At 71.6% G+C, this 12,253-nt stretch carries 19 protein-coding genes and 1 tRNA gene; 14 read left to right on the plus strand and 6 right to left on the minus strand.

Annotation, left to right across the window (positions count from 1 at the left end):
- Positions 1 to 157: 157 nt before the first annotated feature.
- Positions 158 to 793 (minus strand): uracil phosphoribosyltransferase, encoded by a 636-nt coding sequence (gene upp, locus RM779_RS25090; RefSeq protein ID WP_077063380.1) that lies wholly within the window; start codon positions 791 to 793, stop codon positions 158 to 160.
- Between the two features lie 290 nt (positions 794 to 1,083).
- On the opposite strand from upp, the gene RM779_RS25095 reads away from it, so the two are divergent.
- The 6 genes from RM779_RS25095 (at position 1,084) to RM779_RS25120 (ending at position 4,572) form a co-directional block, all read left to right on the plus strand.
- Positions 1,084 to 1,623 (plus strand): tRNA adenosine deaminase-associated protein, encoded by a 540-nt coding sequence (locus RM779_RS25095; RefSeq protein ID WP_311620033.1) that lies wholly within the window; start codon positions 1,084 to 1,086, stop codon positions 1,621 to 1,623.
- 18 nt (positions 1,624 to 1,641) lie between these two features.
- On the plus strand, positions 1,642 to 2,142 hold the full coding sequence (tadA, locus tag RM779_RS25100) for a tRNA adenosine(34) deaminase TadA (protein ID WP_311620034.1): 501 nt from the start codon (positions 1,642 to 1,644) through the stop codon (positions 2,140 to 2,142).
- Positions 2,143 to 2,189: 47 nt separating this feature from the next.
- Positions 2,190 to 2,276 (plus strand) — tRNA-Ser (locus RM779_RS25105).
- 163 nt (positions 2,277 to 2,439) lie between these two features.
- Positions 2,440 to 2,604, plus strand: a complete 165-nt coding sequence (locus RM779_RS25110) for a hypothetical protein (protein WP_311620035.1) — start codon at positions 2,440 to 2,442, stop codon at positions 2,602 to 2,604.
- A 100-nt stretch (positions 2,605 to 2,704) separates the two neighbouring features.
- Positions 2,705 to 3,487 (plus strand): RNA polymerase sigma factor SigF, encoded by a 783-nt coding sequence (locus RM779_RS25115; RefSeq protein WP_311620036.1) that lies wholly within the window; start codon positions 2,705 to 2,707, stop codon positions 3,485 to 3,487.
- Between the two features lie 212 nt (positions 3,488 to 3,699).
- Complete coding sequence (locus tag RM779_RS25120) at positions 3,700 to 4,572, plus strand: RNA polymerase sigma factor SigF (RefSeq protein WP_077060059.1); 873 nt, start codon at positions 3,700 to 3,702, stop codon at positions 4,570 to 4,572.
- Between the two features lie 85 nt (positions 4,573 to 4,657).
- On the opposite strand, the gene RM779_RS25125 is transcribed toward RM779_RS25120, so the two are convergent.
- Complete coding sequence (locus RM779_RS25125; RefSeq protein WP_311620038.1) at positions 4,658 to 4,891, minus strand: hypothetical protein; 234 nt, start codon at positions 4,889 to 4,891, stop codon at positions 4,658 to 4,660.
- Positions 4,892 to 5,072: 181 nt separating this feature from the next.
- Between RM779_RS25125 and RM779_RS25130 the strand changes: the two genes are divergently transcribed.
- The gene (locus tag RM779_RS25130) at positions 5,073 to 6,332 is read left to right on the plus strand and encodes a ricin-type beta-trefoil lectin domain protein (RefSeq protein ID WP_394813390.1); all 1,260 of its coding nucleotides are present in this window, start codon (positions 5,073 to 5,075) and stop codon (positions 6,330 to 6,332) included.
- A gap of 10 nt (positions 6,333 to 6,342) precedes the next feature.
- Here the strand turns inward: RM779_RS25130 and RM779_RS25135 are convergent, their stop codons facing one another.
- From RM779_RS25135 to RM779_RS25145, 3 genes are read right to left on the minus strand one after another with little or no spacing between them, the layout of a single operon-like run.
- The gene (locus tag RM779_RS25135) at positions 6,343 to 6,981 is read right to left on the minus strand and encodes an anti-sigma factor family protein (RefSeq protein ID WP_311620040.1); all 639 of its coding nucleotides are present in this window, start codon (positions 6,979 to 6,981) and stop codon (positions 6,343 to 6,345) included.
- Positions 6,978 to 7,490 carry a sigma-70 family RNA polymerase sigma factor gene (locus RM779_RS25140; protein ID WP_311620041.1) on the minus strand — a complete coding sequence of 171 codons (513 nt, stop codon included), beginning with the start codon at positions 7,488 to 7,490 and terminating at the stop codon, positions 6,978 to 6,980. Before RM779_RS25140 ends, RM779_RS25135 begins: the two co-directional genes overlap by 4 nt.
- Positions 7,487 to 7,900, minus strand: a complete 414-nt coding sequence (locus RM779_RS25145; RefSeq protein ID WP_311620042.1) for a hypothetical protein — start codon at positions 7,898 to 7,900, stop codon at positions 7,487 to 7,489. The genes RM779_RS25140 and RM779_RS25145 overlap by 4 nt, the downstream gene beginning before the upstream one ends.
- Positions 7,901 to 8,016: 116 nt before the next feature.
- Between RM779_RS25145 and RM779_RS25150 the strand changes: the two genes are divergently transcribed.
- The 7 genes from RM779_RS25150 to RM779_RS25180 all read left to right on the plus strand — a co-directional run bounded on the left by RM779_RS25150 (position 8,017) and on the right by RM779_RS25180 (position 11,675).
- A complete protein-coding gene (locus RM779_RS25150) occupies positions 8,017 to 8,490 on the plus strand; it encodes a Rieske (2Fe-2S) protein (RefSeq protein WP_311620043.1) in 474 nt (157 codons plus the stop codon).
- A gap of 28 nt (positions 8,491 to 8,518) precedes the next feature.
- Positions 8,519 to 9,439, plus strand: coding sequence for a TIGR03620 family F420-dependent LLM class oxidoreductase (locus RM779_RS25155; RefSeq protein WP_311620044.1), 921 nt, complete (start codon positions 8,519 to 8,521; stop codon positions 9,437 to 9,439).
- On the plus strand, positions 9,440 to 10,012 hold the full coding sequence (locus tag RM779_RS25160; protein ID WP_311620045.1) for an HhH-GPD-type base excision DNA repair protein: 573 nt from the start codon (positions 9,440 to 9,442) through the stop codon (positions 10,010 to 10,012).
- A 28-nt stretch (positions 10,013 to 10,040) separates the two neighbouring features.
- Positions 10,041 to 10,706 (plus strand): phosphotransferase, encoded by a 666-nt coding sequence (locus tag RM779_RS25165; protein WP_311620046.1) that lies wholly within the window; start codon positions 10,041 to 10,043, stop codon positions 10,704 to 10,706.
- A gap of 89 nt (positions 10,707 to 10,795) precedes the next feature.
- Positions 10,796 to 11,029 carry a hypothetical protein gene (locus RM779_RS25170; protein ID WP_311620047.1) on the plus strand — a complete coding sequence of 78 codons (234 nt, stop codon included), beginning with the start codon at positions 10,796 to 10,798 and terminating at the stop codon, positions 11,027 to 11,029.
- Between the two features lie 77 nt (positions 11,030 to 11,106).
- Entirely contained in the window at positions 11,107 to 11,337 is a 231-nt protein-coding gene (locus tag RM779_RS25175) for a hypervirulence associated TUDOR domain-containing protein (protein ID WP_311620223.1), read from the plus strand.
- Complete coding sequence (locus RM779_RS25180; protein ID WP_311620048.1) at positions 11,334 to 11,675, plus strand: DUF3140 domain-containing protein; 342 nt, start codon at positions 11,334 to 11,336, stop codon at positions 11,673 to 11,675. Before RM779_RS25175 ends, RM779_RS25180 begins: the two co-directional genes overlap by 4 nt.
- Positions 11,676 to 11,699: 24 nt before the next feature.
- On the opposite strand, the gene RM779_RS25185 is transcribed toward RM779_RS25180, so the two are convergent.
- Complete coding sequence (locus RM779_RS25185) at positions 11,700 to 12,251, minus strand: hypothetical protein (protein WP_311620049.1); 552 nt, start codon at positions 12,249 to 12,251, stop codon at positions 11,700 to 11,702.
- Between the last annotated feature and the right edge of the window lie 2 nt (positions 12,252 to 12,253).

Below are 12,253 nucleotides of genomic sequence, written 5' to 3' on the forward strand. Positions count from 1 at the left end.
GATTCGGTAACGCAGCGTGGGGGCACCTCCCAGCCGCCAGGCTGGGGGAGTGCCGTAGCTGGGGGCACCTCCCGGACGGAGTCTGGGGGAGTCGTGGGCCCGGCAAGATCGGCAGGACAGGGCCTAGGCGCGGTCATGCAGGGGCGGGCGGCCGGGATCAGCCGACCGTGCCGTACATCCGGTCGCCGGCGTCGCCCAGGCCCGGCACGATGAACCCCTGCTCGTTCAGACCCTCGTCGAGCGCGCCGGTCACCACCGTCACCGGCGCCCCGGCCAGCGCCGCCTCCAGCCGCTCCACGCCCTCGGGCGCCGCCAGCAGGCAGATCACCGTCACGTCGTCCGCGCCGCGCCGCATCAGCTCGCCCACCGCGGCCACCAGCGTGCCGCCGGTCGCCAGCATCGGGTCGAGCACGTAGACCTGACGCCCCGACAGGTCCTCGGGCATCCGGTTCGCATAGGTGGACGCCTCCAGCGTCGCCTCGTCCCGGATCATCCCGAGGAAGCCGACCTCGGCCGTCGGCAGCAGCCTGACCATGCCGTCGAGCATGCCCAGACCTGCCCGTATGATCGGCACGACCAGCGGACGCGGATGGGAGAGACGTACACCCGTGGTCGCCGTCACCGGGGTCGCGATGTCGACCAGCTCGGTGCGGACGTCACGGGTCGCTTCGTAGGCCAGCAGCGTGACGAGTTCATCGGCCAGCCGCCGGAACGTCGGGGAGTCGGTACGCGCGTCGCGCAGCGTGGTCAGCTTGTGCGCCACCAACGGGTGGTCGACGACATGGGTCCGCATGGGTTCGACAGTATCGAACACCACCGGCACTCCAGGACTGACCGGCGGGTTTCCCGTTGTGGACCGCCGGTGGACAAAGAACGGCGGCGGCGTGGAGAGTGGTGCATGGCAGGAGGAGGGCATATGCCGCCCCGGCGCCCGAGCCCGGCCGACCGCGCCCGTACCCGTCCGTTCGCGTGAGGAACAACGCGCGCGAACATTCCGTTGGTGAACTGCCGAGTTACCCGACAGCGCACCCCTTTTCTGCCACGATGCAGGTGGCACTGCCGAACCGAGTGGGGAGAGTCACGGTGTACTTCACCGCACTGCTCGCGCGGACCGATAATGGTTGGGAAGCGAGTGATACAGAGCTCGATGACGTGGAGAGTCTCGACGAGCTGGCCGAGTTGGCCCGCGCGGCGACTCCCGACGACGAGACGGTTCTCGTCTGCATCGAGCAGGAAGGTGCCTGGTTCGGTCTCGTCCGTGTGGACGGCGAGGACGACCCGAGGATCTTCGTCTCCGACGCCGCACGGGCGATGCGCAGCGCCTACGGCGAAATCCTGCTGACCGATGAGCTGCTGGGCCGCGAGCCGGAGGGCCCCGACGTTCTGGACCAGCTGGCCGGCCTGGACGGCTCCCAGGACGGCGAAGTGGCCGAGGCCGAAGAAGAGGACGACCACGAGCCCGGTTCCCCCGACGCGGTGCCGCGCGGCCCGCTCGGCGACTCCGGCCTGCTGGCGGACCTGGGGATCGACGCCGGCACCGTTCTGAAGCTCACCCCCGACGACGCGCTCGGCGAGATCGCCGACGCGCTGGGCTGCGCCGAGGTCCTTGAGGCGGTCAGGTGACGCCCGCCCCATGACCGAATGACCGAAGAGACCCCCCGCGTGACCGCGCGGGACCCGCTGCGCGACCCGTGGCGGCCGGCGATGCGCGAAGCGCTGACGCGGGCCGCCGCCGCGGCGAAGGCGGGAGACGTGCCCGTCGGCGCCGTGGTCCTCGGCCCCGGCGGCCCGGACGGCCCCGTCCTCGGCACGGGGCACAACGAACGGGAGGCCACCGGCGATCCGACCGCGCACGCCGAGGTACTGGCCCTGCGGGAGGCGGCCGGACGGCTCGGCGCCTGGCGGCTCACCGGCTGCACGCTGGTCGTCACGCTGGAGCCGTGCACGATGTGCGCGGGCGCCGGCGTGCTCGCACGCGTCGACCGCGTGGTGTACGGCGCCACCGACCCCAAGGCCGGCGCCGCCGGCTCCGTGTGGGACGTCCTGCGCGACCGACGCCTCAACCACCGCCCCGAGGTGATCGGCTCGGTCCTCGCGGACGAGTGCGGCCGGCTGCTGACGGACTTCTTCCGTTCCCCCTGACCCTTCCGGTTTTCTGCCGGGCCCCGGCGTGGGATAGGCTCTCTCCCGGTAGCGTGTCCGAGCGGCCTAAGGAGCTCGCCTCGAAAGCGAGTGTGGGGGCAACTCCACCGAGGGTTCAAATCCCTCCGCTACCGCTCTTGAGCAGTACAGACGAGAGGGCGGGCCCCACGGGGCCCGCCCTCTCGCCGTGCCTCCGTCTCAGTTCGGGGAGCGGCGCCGGGGGCTGGGTTGCCTTGTCTGGTTCAATGGCCGCTCGTCCGGCCGACCGCCCGGAGTCGTTCGTCTCGGAGGCATCCCATGACGCTGGCGCAGGCGAGGAAGATCGCCCTGTACGTCCTGACCGTTGCCGCGTTCTACGCCGTGATGACTTCCCCCGCCAGGTCCGCCGAGTTCGTTCACCTCCTCTTCGAGGCGCTCTCCGGCTCGGCGGACGCGGTCGGCGACCTGCTGACCGGCCGCTGATCAACACGTAGTTAACCGGTGCTTGCACACAGTGGACCTGTCTTGTGATGCTATGAATGGTTTTGCCCGGTGGTGATAGCCGTGAAGGAGTGGTCGGGAGGTGGCGGCGACGCAGAGCCGGGGTGCGGCAGCGCGGGCGCTCACACAGGCCCTGTTCGAGCGGCTGGCGGACTGTCCCGCGGGGAGCGCCGAGCGCGCCCGGGTTCGTGCCGCGCTGGTCGAGGCGAATCTGCCGCTGGTCCGCTACGTCGCACTGCGCTTCCGCAGCAGGAACGAGCCGATGGAGGACATCGTCCAGGTCGGCACGATCGGGCTGATCCACGCGATCGACCGGTTCGACAGCGAGCGCGGCGTGCAGTTCCCCACCTTCGCCATGCCGACGATCGTCGGCGAGATCCGCCGCTACTTCCGGGACAGCGTGCGCAGCGTGCACGTGCCACGGCGGCTGCACGAACTGTGGGCGCAGGTCCGCGGGGCCGCCGAGGAGTTGACGGTCGCGCTGGGGCGGACCCCGACGGCCGCCGAGATCGCGGAACGGCTGCGCATCCCCGAGGAGGACGTGCTGGCGAGCTTCGACGCCGGCCGGGCCTACCGGGTGACCTCGCTGGAGGCCGCGGGCGAGCGGGACGACGGGATGCCGGGGCTCATCGACCGGCTGGGCTATGAAGATCCAGGACTGGTCGGCGTCGAGCATCGCGCGCTGGTCCGGCATCTGCTGGTGCAACTACCCGAGCGCGAACGGCGCATCCTGCTGATGCGGTACTACCGCAACCTGACGCAGTCCCAGATCAGTGCGGAGCTAGGCGTTTCGCAGATGCACATTTCCCGGCTGCTCTCGCGGAGCTTCACCCGGCTGCGTGCCGCAAATCCGCTCGACGCCTAAGTCTCACGAGCTACTCAACTTCGGGAACTCAGCCCTCAGCTGTGCCGTTTTATCGACATGAAGCTACGTCGCGTTGATGACATGTGACATTCTGTGGGAACCGCGTTTGCCGTGGCGGCAGAGCCGGTATCCACGAGGAGGCGACTTCTCTCGTCCGAAGTCACATCCGGAAGCGCGCCGCCGCGACCCGTCCACGACCTCAAGGGGGTGGCATGTCCGTAGAACTGGGCAGCTCCAAGGTGCTCACCACGACCGGCACGCCGCATGTACCCGCGCCGCACGTACCCTCGTTGCCGCAGGAAGCTCCCGCGGAGACCGGCAACCTCGACACCCGCACGCTGTCGCGTTCCCTGTTCCAGCGGCTCTCAGCGCTCGACGCGGACAGCCCCGAGCGCGGATACGTGCGGGACACCCTGATCGAGCTCAACCTTCCGCTGGTGCGCTACGCGGCGGCCCGGTTCCGCAGCAGGAACGAGCCGATGGAGGACATCGTCCAAGTCGGCACCATCGGGCTGATCAAGGCCATCGACCGGTTCGACTGCGAACGGGGCGTGGAGTTCCCGACGTTCGCGATGCCGACGGTGGTCGGTGAGATCAAGCGGTTCTTCCGCGACACCTCGTGGTCGGTGCGCGTCCCGCGCCGGCTCCAGGAGCTGCGGCTCGCCCTCACCAAGGCGAGCGACGAGCTGTCCCAGCGGCTCGACCGCTCCCCGACCGTGCCCGAGCTCGCCGCATGCCTCGGCGTCTCGGAGGACGAGGTCGTCGACGGCCTCGCCGTGGGCAACGCCTACACCGCCAGCTCTCTGGACTCACCCTCGCCCGAGGAGGACGGCGGCGAGGGCTCGCTGGCCGACCGGCTCGGCTACGAGGACACCGCCCTTGAGGGGGTCGAGTACCGCGAGTCGCTGAAGCCGCTGCTGGCCAGGCTGCCCGCCCGCGAGCGCCGCATCATCATGCTGCGCTTCTTCGGGAACATGACGCAGTCCCAGATCGGCGAGGAGGTCGGCATCTCGCAGATGCACGTCTCCCGGCTGCTGACGCGCACCCTGGCACAGCTGCGCGAGGGCCTGACCGCGGAGGAGTGAGGAGACCCGGGCCGGCGGACCCGCCGCCGGTCCGGGGGAGTTCGATGTGCCACGCGGGCGCGCCACGTGGGCGCGTCGCGCGCCGTCAGCCGAGGGCCAGCCAGGCCACCGCGGCCAGCACGACGACCGCCACGACGACGCCCGCGATCAGGCCGACGCGCGGCCCGGCCGACGGCGGCGCCGCTGGTGTGACCTGCCGCGACGCGGTGGTGCTGTCGTTGACGAACGCCTGGAACATCTGCGTGCTGCCCGCCGGGTCGTGGTCCTGCGGACCCTGCGGGCCCTGGGGCGGCTGAGGGGCGTGCGGATTGTGGGCCATGCCTGCCGACCCTAGCGAACGTGCCGCGGAGACCGATAACCGGTCCGCCGCGTTCCGGAACCAATCAGGCCGGTATCCGCCCTTGAGTTGGTCTGCGCCACGCTCGAAGCTGTGTCACGGGCATGGGAGGCGCCCCACAACTCCCCACCTTGGAGTGGTGCCCGTGAAACGCGTCAGACGCATGATCGCCGCGGTGTCCGTGCTGGCCGTGGCCTGGACGCTCCCGCACGCCTACGCCGCGGCCGACCCCGCCCCACCGGCCGAGGCCGCACCCGCACCTGCGCCCGGACCCGCACCTGCGCCCGCACCCGCCGCCGTCGTCTTCGAGGAGAATTTCGACGGTCCGGCCGGCTCCGCCGTGAACGGCGACCGGTGGCAGCTGGAAGTCGGCGACAACGTCAACAACCATGAGTTGCAGTACTACACGCCCGGCAACGCCAACGCCGCCCTCGACGGCCAGGGCAACCTGGTGATCACCGCCCGCCGGGAGAATCCGGGCAACTACGCCTGCTGGTACGGCCGCTGCGAGTACACCTCCGCCCGCATGAACACGGCGGGCCGCTTCACCGCCCAGTACGGCCACGTCGAGGCCCGCATGAAGCTGCCGCGCGGGCAGGGCATGTGGCCCGCGTTCTGGATGCTGGGCAACGACATCGGCAGCATCGGCTGGCCCGCCAGCGGCGAGATCGACGTCATGGAGAACGTCGGCTTCGAGCCGGGCACCGTGCACGGCACCCTGCACGGCCCCGGCTACTCCGGCGGCGAGTCGATCGGCGGCGCGTACACCCTCCCCGGCGGGCAGGCGTTCGCCGACGGGTTCCACACGTTCGCCGTCGACTGGTCGCCGAACGCCATCACGTGGTCGGTCGACGGCCAGGTGTACCAGACCAGGACGCCCGCCGATCTGGGCGGCGACCCCTGGGTGTTCAACAAGCCGTACTTCCTCATCCTCAACCTCGCCGTCGGCGGCTACTGGCCGGGCAACCCCGACGGTTCCACCGTCTTCCCGCAGCAGCTCGTCGTCGACTACGTGCGCGTCACCACCGGCGACAGCGGCGGCGGCCGCACCGGCCCGATCCGCGGCCTGGGCGGCAAGTGCGTCGACGTCGCCGGGGCCGGCACCGCCAACGGCACGCCCGTGCAGCTCTACGACTGCAACGGGTCGGCCGCGCAGAACTGGACCATCGGCACGGACGGCACCATCCGCGCCCTCGGCAAGTGCCTCGACATCGACGGCGGCACCGCGGACGGGTCCCCCACGCAGATCTGGGACTGCCACGGCGGGCCCAACCAGCAGTGGGTCGCCAACGCCGCCCACGACATCGTCAACCCGGCCGCCGACAAGTGCCTGGACGCCACGGGCAATTCCTCGGCGAACGGCACCCGCCTGCAACTGTGGACCTGCACCGGCGCCGCCAACCAGAAGTGGACGGCGCCCTGACGAAGCACTACTAGGAACCGAGCGTGAGCCGCAGCACCGTCAGCCCGCTCGGCGTGCGGACTTCCAGCGAAGCGATGTCCGCACGCCGCAGCGGGGTGCCCACCGTGAGGTAAGCCGTGTCCCGCGGCAGCGCGTGCCAGCTCGCCAGTTCCGCCACGGTGCCGTCGGGGCCCACGGCGACCAGCAGGTAGTCGCCGCCGCGGTCGCCGCCGTACTGGCACTCCATCTCCACGCGCATGCCGCCCTCGGCGTCCACGAGGCCGACCGTCGCCGACACCGGGTAGCCGCCGACGGGCGTCATCGCCGACTCCGGTTCCTCCGCCGCGCCGCCCCCGCCGAGCAGCATGAACACCAGGGCCACGCACGCCGCGAGCGCCACCGCCGCGGCCGAGATGCCGGTGAGCAGGCGCCGCCTGCGCCGGGCGGCGCCGACCCGGGCCAGCAGCCCCGGCAGCAGTTCGGGAGTCGGCGGCCGGCCCGCGGCCGATTCGGTCTGCGCGAGCAGCCCGGGCAGCCCGGCCAGCTCCCGCACCGCACGGGCGCAGGACTCGCAGGTGCGCATGTGCTCCTCGAACGCGGCCCGTTCCTGCGGTGCGAGCGCGCCGAGCACATAGGCCCCGTCGAACGTCCGGAACGAATCCCCGCTCATCGGGTCACGCCCTTCTCCTCAAGCGCCAGGCGCAGCGCGCGAAGGGCGTAGTGGGTCCGTGACTTGACCGTACCTTCGGCGATCCCGAGCCGCGCGGCCGCCTCGGCCACCGACAGGCCCTGGAAATAACACAGGACCAGCACCTCCCGGTGGCGGGCGGACAGTTCGTCCAGCGCGTCCGCGACCAGCCAGCCCTGCACGGCGCGTTCGGTGTCGTCGGGCACGGCCGGCTCGGGCAGCGCGTCGGTGGTGATCTCCGAACGCGCCGCCGCCGACCGCCAGCCGTCGATCACGATGCGCCTGGCCACGGTGAACAGCCAGGCGCGGGCCGAGCGCGCCGACTGGTCCAGCACGCCGGGGTGCCGCCAGGCGCGCAGCAGCGTCTCCTGCGTGACGTCCTCGGCCCGCGCGCGGTCGCCACCCGTGAGGTGGAGCGCGAACGACCACAACGCCGCGGCGTGCTCGTCGTGCAGGGCGCGCATCAGCTGGTCCTCCGCGCTTTCGTTCATGCCCGCGCGCCCCGACGCGTGCCCCGACGCCCGCCCAGGCGGGGGTGGTGGCGGAAGCGGAGCGCGAGCAGGGCGGCGCCGCCCACGATGCAGGCGGCCTCGGTCACCACGCCCCAGACCTCCTCGTCGGTGCGGAACTGCTCCTCCACGCCGAAGAATCCGACGGTCAGCGACAGCACGTACGCCAGCAGCGTCGCCGCGCCGAACCCGACGGCCGCCAGCTCCGGCAGCCAGTGCCCGCGCCAGATGGCCACGGCGACGGCGAGCAGCGCGCCGGCGCCCACGTTCACCAGGAACAGCGGCCCGACGACGTCGTCGTAGCGCGCCCAGTCCTGCCACACGATCAGATGCACCCACGCCGACCCCAGCAGGCCGAGCACCACCAGTATCCGCAGCCCCCAGCCGACCATGGTTCGCTCCCTTGTGTCATGCCCGCGTTCCGTCTTCGACCCCACACACGAGACGGGGGCGCCGGAGGTTCAAAAGTGAACTGAACCCGAAGCGGGGTGGCTTCGTGTGCACGGGTATGACTGCGACCCCACACACCCACACCCGCCGCCGCACCCTCCTCGCCGCGACCGCCGCCTCCGCCGGCACCCTGGCCCTCGCGGCGTGCGGCGACGACAGCGACGACAGCGACGACACCGGCGCCGAGAACGGCGACAACGGCAACGACGACGCCGCGCCGCAGGACCCCGAAGGCCCGGGTGGCGCCCTCGCCGCGCTGGCCGACGTGCCGGTGGGCGAGGCGACGGCCGCCACGACCCCGGACGGCGACGACGCCCTGCTGTTCCGCGCCGACGAGGCCACGGTCGCCGCGTTCAGCGCGGTCTGCACCCACCAGGGCTGCGGCGTCCAGCCGGCCGGTGCCGAGCTGCACTGCCCCTGCCACAATTCGGTCTTCGACGCGGCCACCGGCGAAGTGCTCAGCGGGCCCGCGGACGAACCGCTTCCGGCCATCCGGGTGAGAATCGAAGGACAGCGGATCGTGCAGGAATAACCACGCACCGCGCCGGGTTCTGCCGCGCATGACGAACTCGGAAAGCGTGGAACGGCCGGCCAGGGCGGCGCTCGCCGCGGACCTCGGCCGCATCGGCATCTGGAGCGGGGCACTCAACTCGTCCGATCCGGCACGCGGCGGCGAAGCCGCCGAGGCCGCCGCGGAGCTTGAACGCCTGGGTTACGGCACCCTGTGGCTGGGCGGCAGCCCCGGTGTCGCCCAGGCCCGCCCCGCGCTCGACAGCACGACACGGCTCACGGTCGCCACCGGCATCATCAGCATCTGGGACTACGAACCGGCCGCCGTCGCCGCCGAGTTCGCCGAGGTGAACGAGGCGCACGGCGGCCGGTTCGTGCTCGGGCTCGGGGTGAGCCACGGCGCCGCGACCCCGCGTTACCGGCGGCCGTACTCCGCCATGACCGACTACCTCGACGCCCTCGACGCCGCGGACCGGCCCGTTCCGCCCGCCCGCCGCGTGCTCGCCGCGCTCGGCCCGCGGATGCTGAAGCTCTCCGCCGACCGGGCCGGCGGCGCCCACCCCTACCTCGTCACCCCCGGCCACACCGCGCAGGCCCGTGCCGAGCTGGGCGACGGCGCGGTGCTGGCGCCCGAGCTGAAGGTCGTCCTCGACGAGGACCTGCCGCGGGCCCGCGCCACCGCCCGCGCGTACCTGTCGTTCTACCTGGCCCTGCCCAACTACACCAACAACCTGCGCCGCCTCGGCTTCGAGGACGACGACTTCCGCGACGGCGGCAGCGACCGGCTGCTCGACGCGGTGTTCGCCCTCGGCGGCGCGGACGCCGTGCACGCCCGCGCACAGGAGTACCTGGCCGCGGGCGCCGACCACCTCGCGCTCCAGGTCGTCACGGAGGACCCGCTCCACGACATTCCGCTGCCCGCCTACGGCACCCTCGCCGCCGCCTTCGGGCTCGGCGGCCATGATGGGTGAATGAACCACACCCTCCGGCTCGCCCAGCGCCAGGACGCCGACGAGCTGCTCGGCCGCAGCCCGCTGGCCGCGCTCGTCGGCATGCTCCTCGACCAGCAGGTGCCGATGGAGTGGGCCTTCACAGGCCCGCGCACCATCGCCACCCGCCTCGGCCGCGACGACCTCGACGCCCGCGAGATCGCGGCCCTGCCACCCGAGGACTTCGCCGCCGTCCTGGCCACCAAACCCGCGGTGCACCGTTATCCGGCGGCCATGGCCAAGCGCGTCCAGCAGCTGTGCCAGCACCTCACCGACCACCACGACGGCGACGCGGAGGCCCTGTGGCGCGACGCCGGGACGGGCGCCGAGCTGCTGAAACGGCTGAACGGGCTGCCCGGCTTCGGCAAGCAGAAGGCGCAGATCTTCCTGGCGCTGCTCGGCAAGCAGCTCGGCGTCACCCCCGAGGGCTGGCGCGAGGCCGCGGGGCCCTACGGCGAGGAAGGCTCCTACCGTTCCGTCGCGGACATCACGGGCCCCGAGTCCCTGACCCGGGTACGCGCGGCCAAGCAGGAAGCCAAGCGCTCAGCGGGCTGACGCTTCCCCGGGTCGTAGGGTGGGGAACGTGCGAACGGGTGAACGGATCGGCTCCGGCCGGAGCGCCGACGTGTACACGCTCGTCGGCGACCCGGGCCGCGTGCTACGCCGCTACCGCGACGGCACCGATGCCACCGACGAGGCCGCCCTCATGGCGCGCCTCGCCGCCCTCGGCTACCCGGTGCCCGCCGTTCACCTCGAGGACGCGCCGGGACCCGCCGATCTCGTGATGGAACGGCTCACCGGCCCCACCATGCTGCAAGCCCTCCTCACCGAGAGCGCCGCCGACGATGTCGGCGCCCGCGCCGGGGCCACCCTCGCCGGCCTGCTGCACCGGCTACACGCGCTCCCCGGCCGGATCGTCCACCTCGACCTGCACCCGGACAACGTGATTTTCGGCCCGCGCGGCCCCGTGGTGATCGACTGGTGCAACGCGGACACCGGCCCGCCCGGCCTGGACTGCGCGATGTCGGCCCTCATCCTTGCCCAGGCCGCGGTCGGCGCGCTCCCGCAGGCCCGGCCGGTCCTCGCCGCGCTGCTCCCTCAGCTCGACGGCACCCTGGAAACCCACCTCCCGGCCGCCACGGCCCGCCGCGCCGCCGACCGCGGCGCGGCCCAGGAGGCCGTGCTCCTCGACGAGGCGGTCGCCCTCATACACGCTCTGCGCCGAGTCCAACCTCAAATTTCGCTCTGAGTATCGGGCCGGGCCATTTGCCCGGCCCCCGGCCGGGCATGGGAACGGGGTAAGGACGTCCCGTCCCTTCCGGACCCCGGAGTGCGGCCATGACAGCCAACCCGCCAGCCACCACCCCGGAAGTCGGCACGATGGCCCGCGACGTCTCGCGCGGCAGAGTCGGCCGCGTCATGGCCCACCTCTACGGCACGGTCTGGCTGCGCCCCCCGGGCGGCGGCCAGGAGTGGACCGCCCGCCCCGAAGACCTCGCCCCGGTGACCGCCTCCGAATCCCTGAGCCCCCGCGTCGCCGAGCTGAACCGCCGAGCCCGTCACAGCCACTGAGCATCGGCACGCGCCCGGTGGGAACCCGGGACGCGAACGGCCGAGAAGGCGACCTCGACGCGACAAAGGGCGAAGACATGACCAGGGAAAAGGAGCCCCGCCCCGGCGACCACGTGGCATGGAGCAGCCACGGGAGCGAGGCCGTGGGCAAGGTGACACGCAAAATCACCGAACGCACACGGGCCGGAGGCCGAACGGTCAACGCCTCCCCGGAACACCCGCAGTACGAGGTGCGGAGCGAAAAATCCGGCGGCACCGCCGTGCATAAACCGGAAGCGCTCCGCAGAAAGGAGGACGACGCACAGTGAACGCCACGACACAGGACCGCGAAGAGACGATCACCGCATTCCAGCACGCCGTCAACCTCCCGGCCCACCGCCTCGAACAATGGCTGACGACGGAGGAATCCCACGCCGCGGGCCAGCACAAGGGAAAGAGCCAGGAAAGCACCGGCCACGCGTCGGGCCGCCGCATCGTGCAGCTGATGCACACCAAGAAGCCCGACCTGACGGACGACGACCTGGCCCACATGCGGAAGGTCACCGGCTACATCCACCGCCACCTGAAACAGCGCCCGAAGGGCGACGTGACGCACTCCCGCTGGCGCCACTCCCTGATGAACTGGGGCCACGACCCCTGCCGCTGACCCCACCCCGGGGAACGCCGACGCTCAACGCGCGGCGTTCTCCGCACAGGGAGTCATCGCCAACGCCCCGGCAAACAACGGCTGAATAACATCGGCCAACACCCGCCGCGACTCGTCCGCATCCCCCGGATGCTCGGCCTCGAGAACGAGCGTCAGCTGGTCAATGTAGTTGTGCCCCCCGGGCCCCGGCACAGCACAAGCCGCAGTCGCCATGGCCACCCCCGGCCACACCACAGCCTCGAACTCCCCGGACACACTCTCGGCATCCGCCATGTCGACGCCGAGTGAGTCAAGGCCGAACTCCTCGAAGCTTTCCCTGCCTTCTGCGTCGACCCGCAGTACCGTCTCATCGTCCACATTAATCTCACAGTGACGCGTTGCCATCTGCTCGTAGTCCTCGAACGAATGCAGTACGTCCAGATCGTCCCCCGGTGGAAAGAGCGCCTCATAAAGGCTCTGGTCCATATCGACGCCACACAAACTGCTCGGCAAGCCGTATTCCCTCTCGGATGACCCACCGCAACCAACGACCGCGAGAACCGCAAGCGCCACGCCCACTCCGACGAAAGCACGCACGC

The organism is Streptomyces johnsoniae, from assembly GCF_031845565.1.
Classification (GTDB): domain Bacteria; phylum Actinomycetota; class Actinomycetes; order Streptomycetales; family Streptomycetaceae; genus Streptomyces; species Streptomyces johnsoniae.

Bases quoted from the DNA above. Each gene is read 5' to 3' on its own strand.
- RM779_RS25140 (WP_311620041.1), bottom strand. From the start codon at position 7,490: ATGAACGAAAGCGCGGAGGACCAGCTGATGCGCGCCCTGCACGACGAG.
- RM779_RS25125 (WP_311620038.1), bottom strand. From the start codon at position 4,891: ATGGCCCACAATCCGCACGCCCCTCAGCCGCCCCAGGGCCCGCAGGGT.
- upp (WP_077063380.1), bottom strand. From the start codon at position 793: ATGCGGACCCATGTCGTCGACCACCCGTTGGTGGCGCACAAGCTGACC.
- RM779_RS25120 (WP_077060059.1), top strand. From the start codon at position 3,700: ATGTCCGTAGAACTGGGCAGCTCCAAGGTGCTCACCACGACCGGCACG.
- RM779_RS25170 (WP_311620047.1), top strand. From the start codon at position 10,796: ATGACAGCCAACCCGCCAGCCACCACCCCGGAAGTCGGCACGATGGCC.
- tadA (WP_311620034.1), top strand. From the start codon at position 1,642: ATGACCGAAGAGACCCCCCGCGTGACCGCGCGGGACCCGCTGCGCGAC.
- RM779_RS25175 (WP_311620223.1), top strand. From the start codon at position 11,107: ATGACCAGGGAAAAGGAGCCCCGCCCCGGCGACCACGTGGCATGGAGC.
- RM779_RS25145 (WP_311620042.1), bottom strand. From the start codon at position 7,900: ATGGTCGGCTGGGGGCTGCGGATACTGGTGGTGCTCGGCCTGCTGGGG.
- RM779_RS25135 (WP_311620040.1), bottom strand. From the start codon at position 6,981: ATGAGCGGGGATTCGTTCCGGACGTTCGACGGGGCCTATGTGCTCGGC.
- RM779_RS25150 (WP_311620043.1), top strand. From the start codon at position 8,017: ATGACTGCGACCCCACACACCCACACCCGCCGCCGCACCCTCCTCGCC.
- RM779_RS25110 (WP_311620035.1), top strand. From the start codon at position 2,440: ATGACGCTGGCGCAGGCGAGGAAGATCGCCCTGTACGTCCTGACCGTT.
- RM779_RS25160 (WP_311620045.1), top strand. From the start codon at position 9,440: ATGAACCACACCCTCCGGCTCGCCCAGCGCCAGGACGCCGACGAGCTG.
- RM779_RS25130 (WP_394813390.1), top strand. From the start codon at position 5,073: ATGATCGCCGCGGTGTCCGTGCTGGCCGTGGCCTGGACGCTCCCGCAC.
- RM779_RS25155 (WP_311620044.1), top strand. From the start codon at position 8,519: ATGACGAACTCGGAAAGCGTGGAACGGCCGGCCAGGGCGGCGCTCGCC.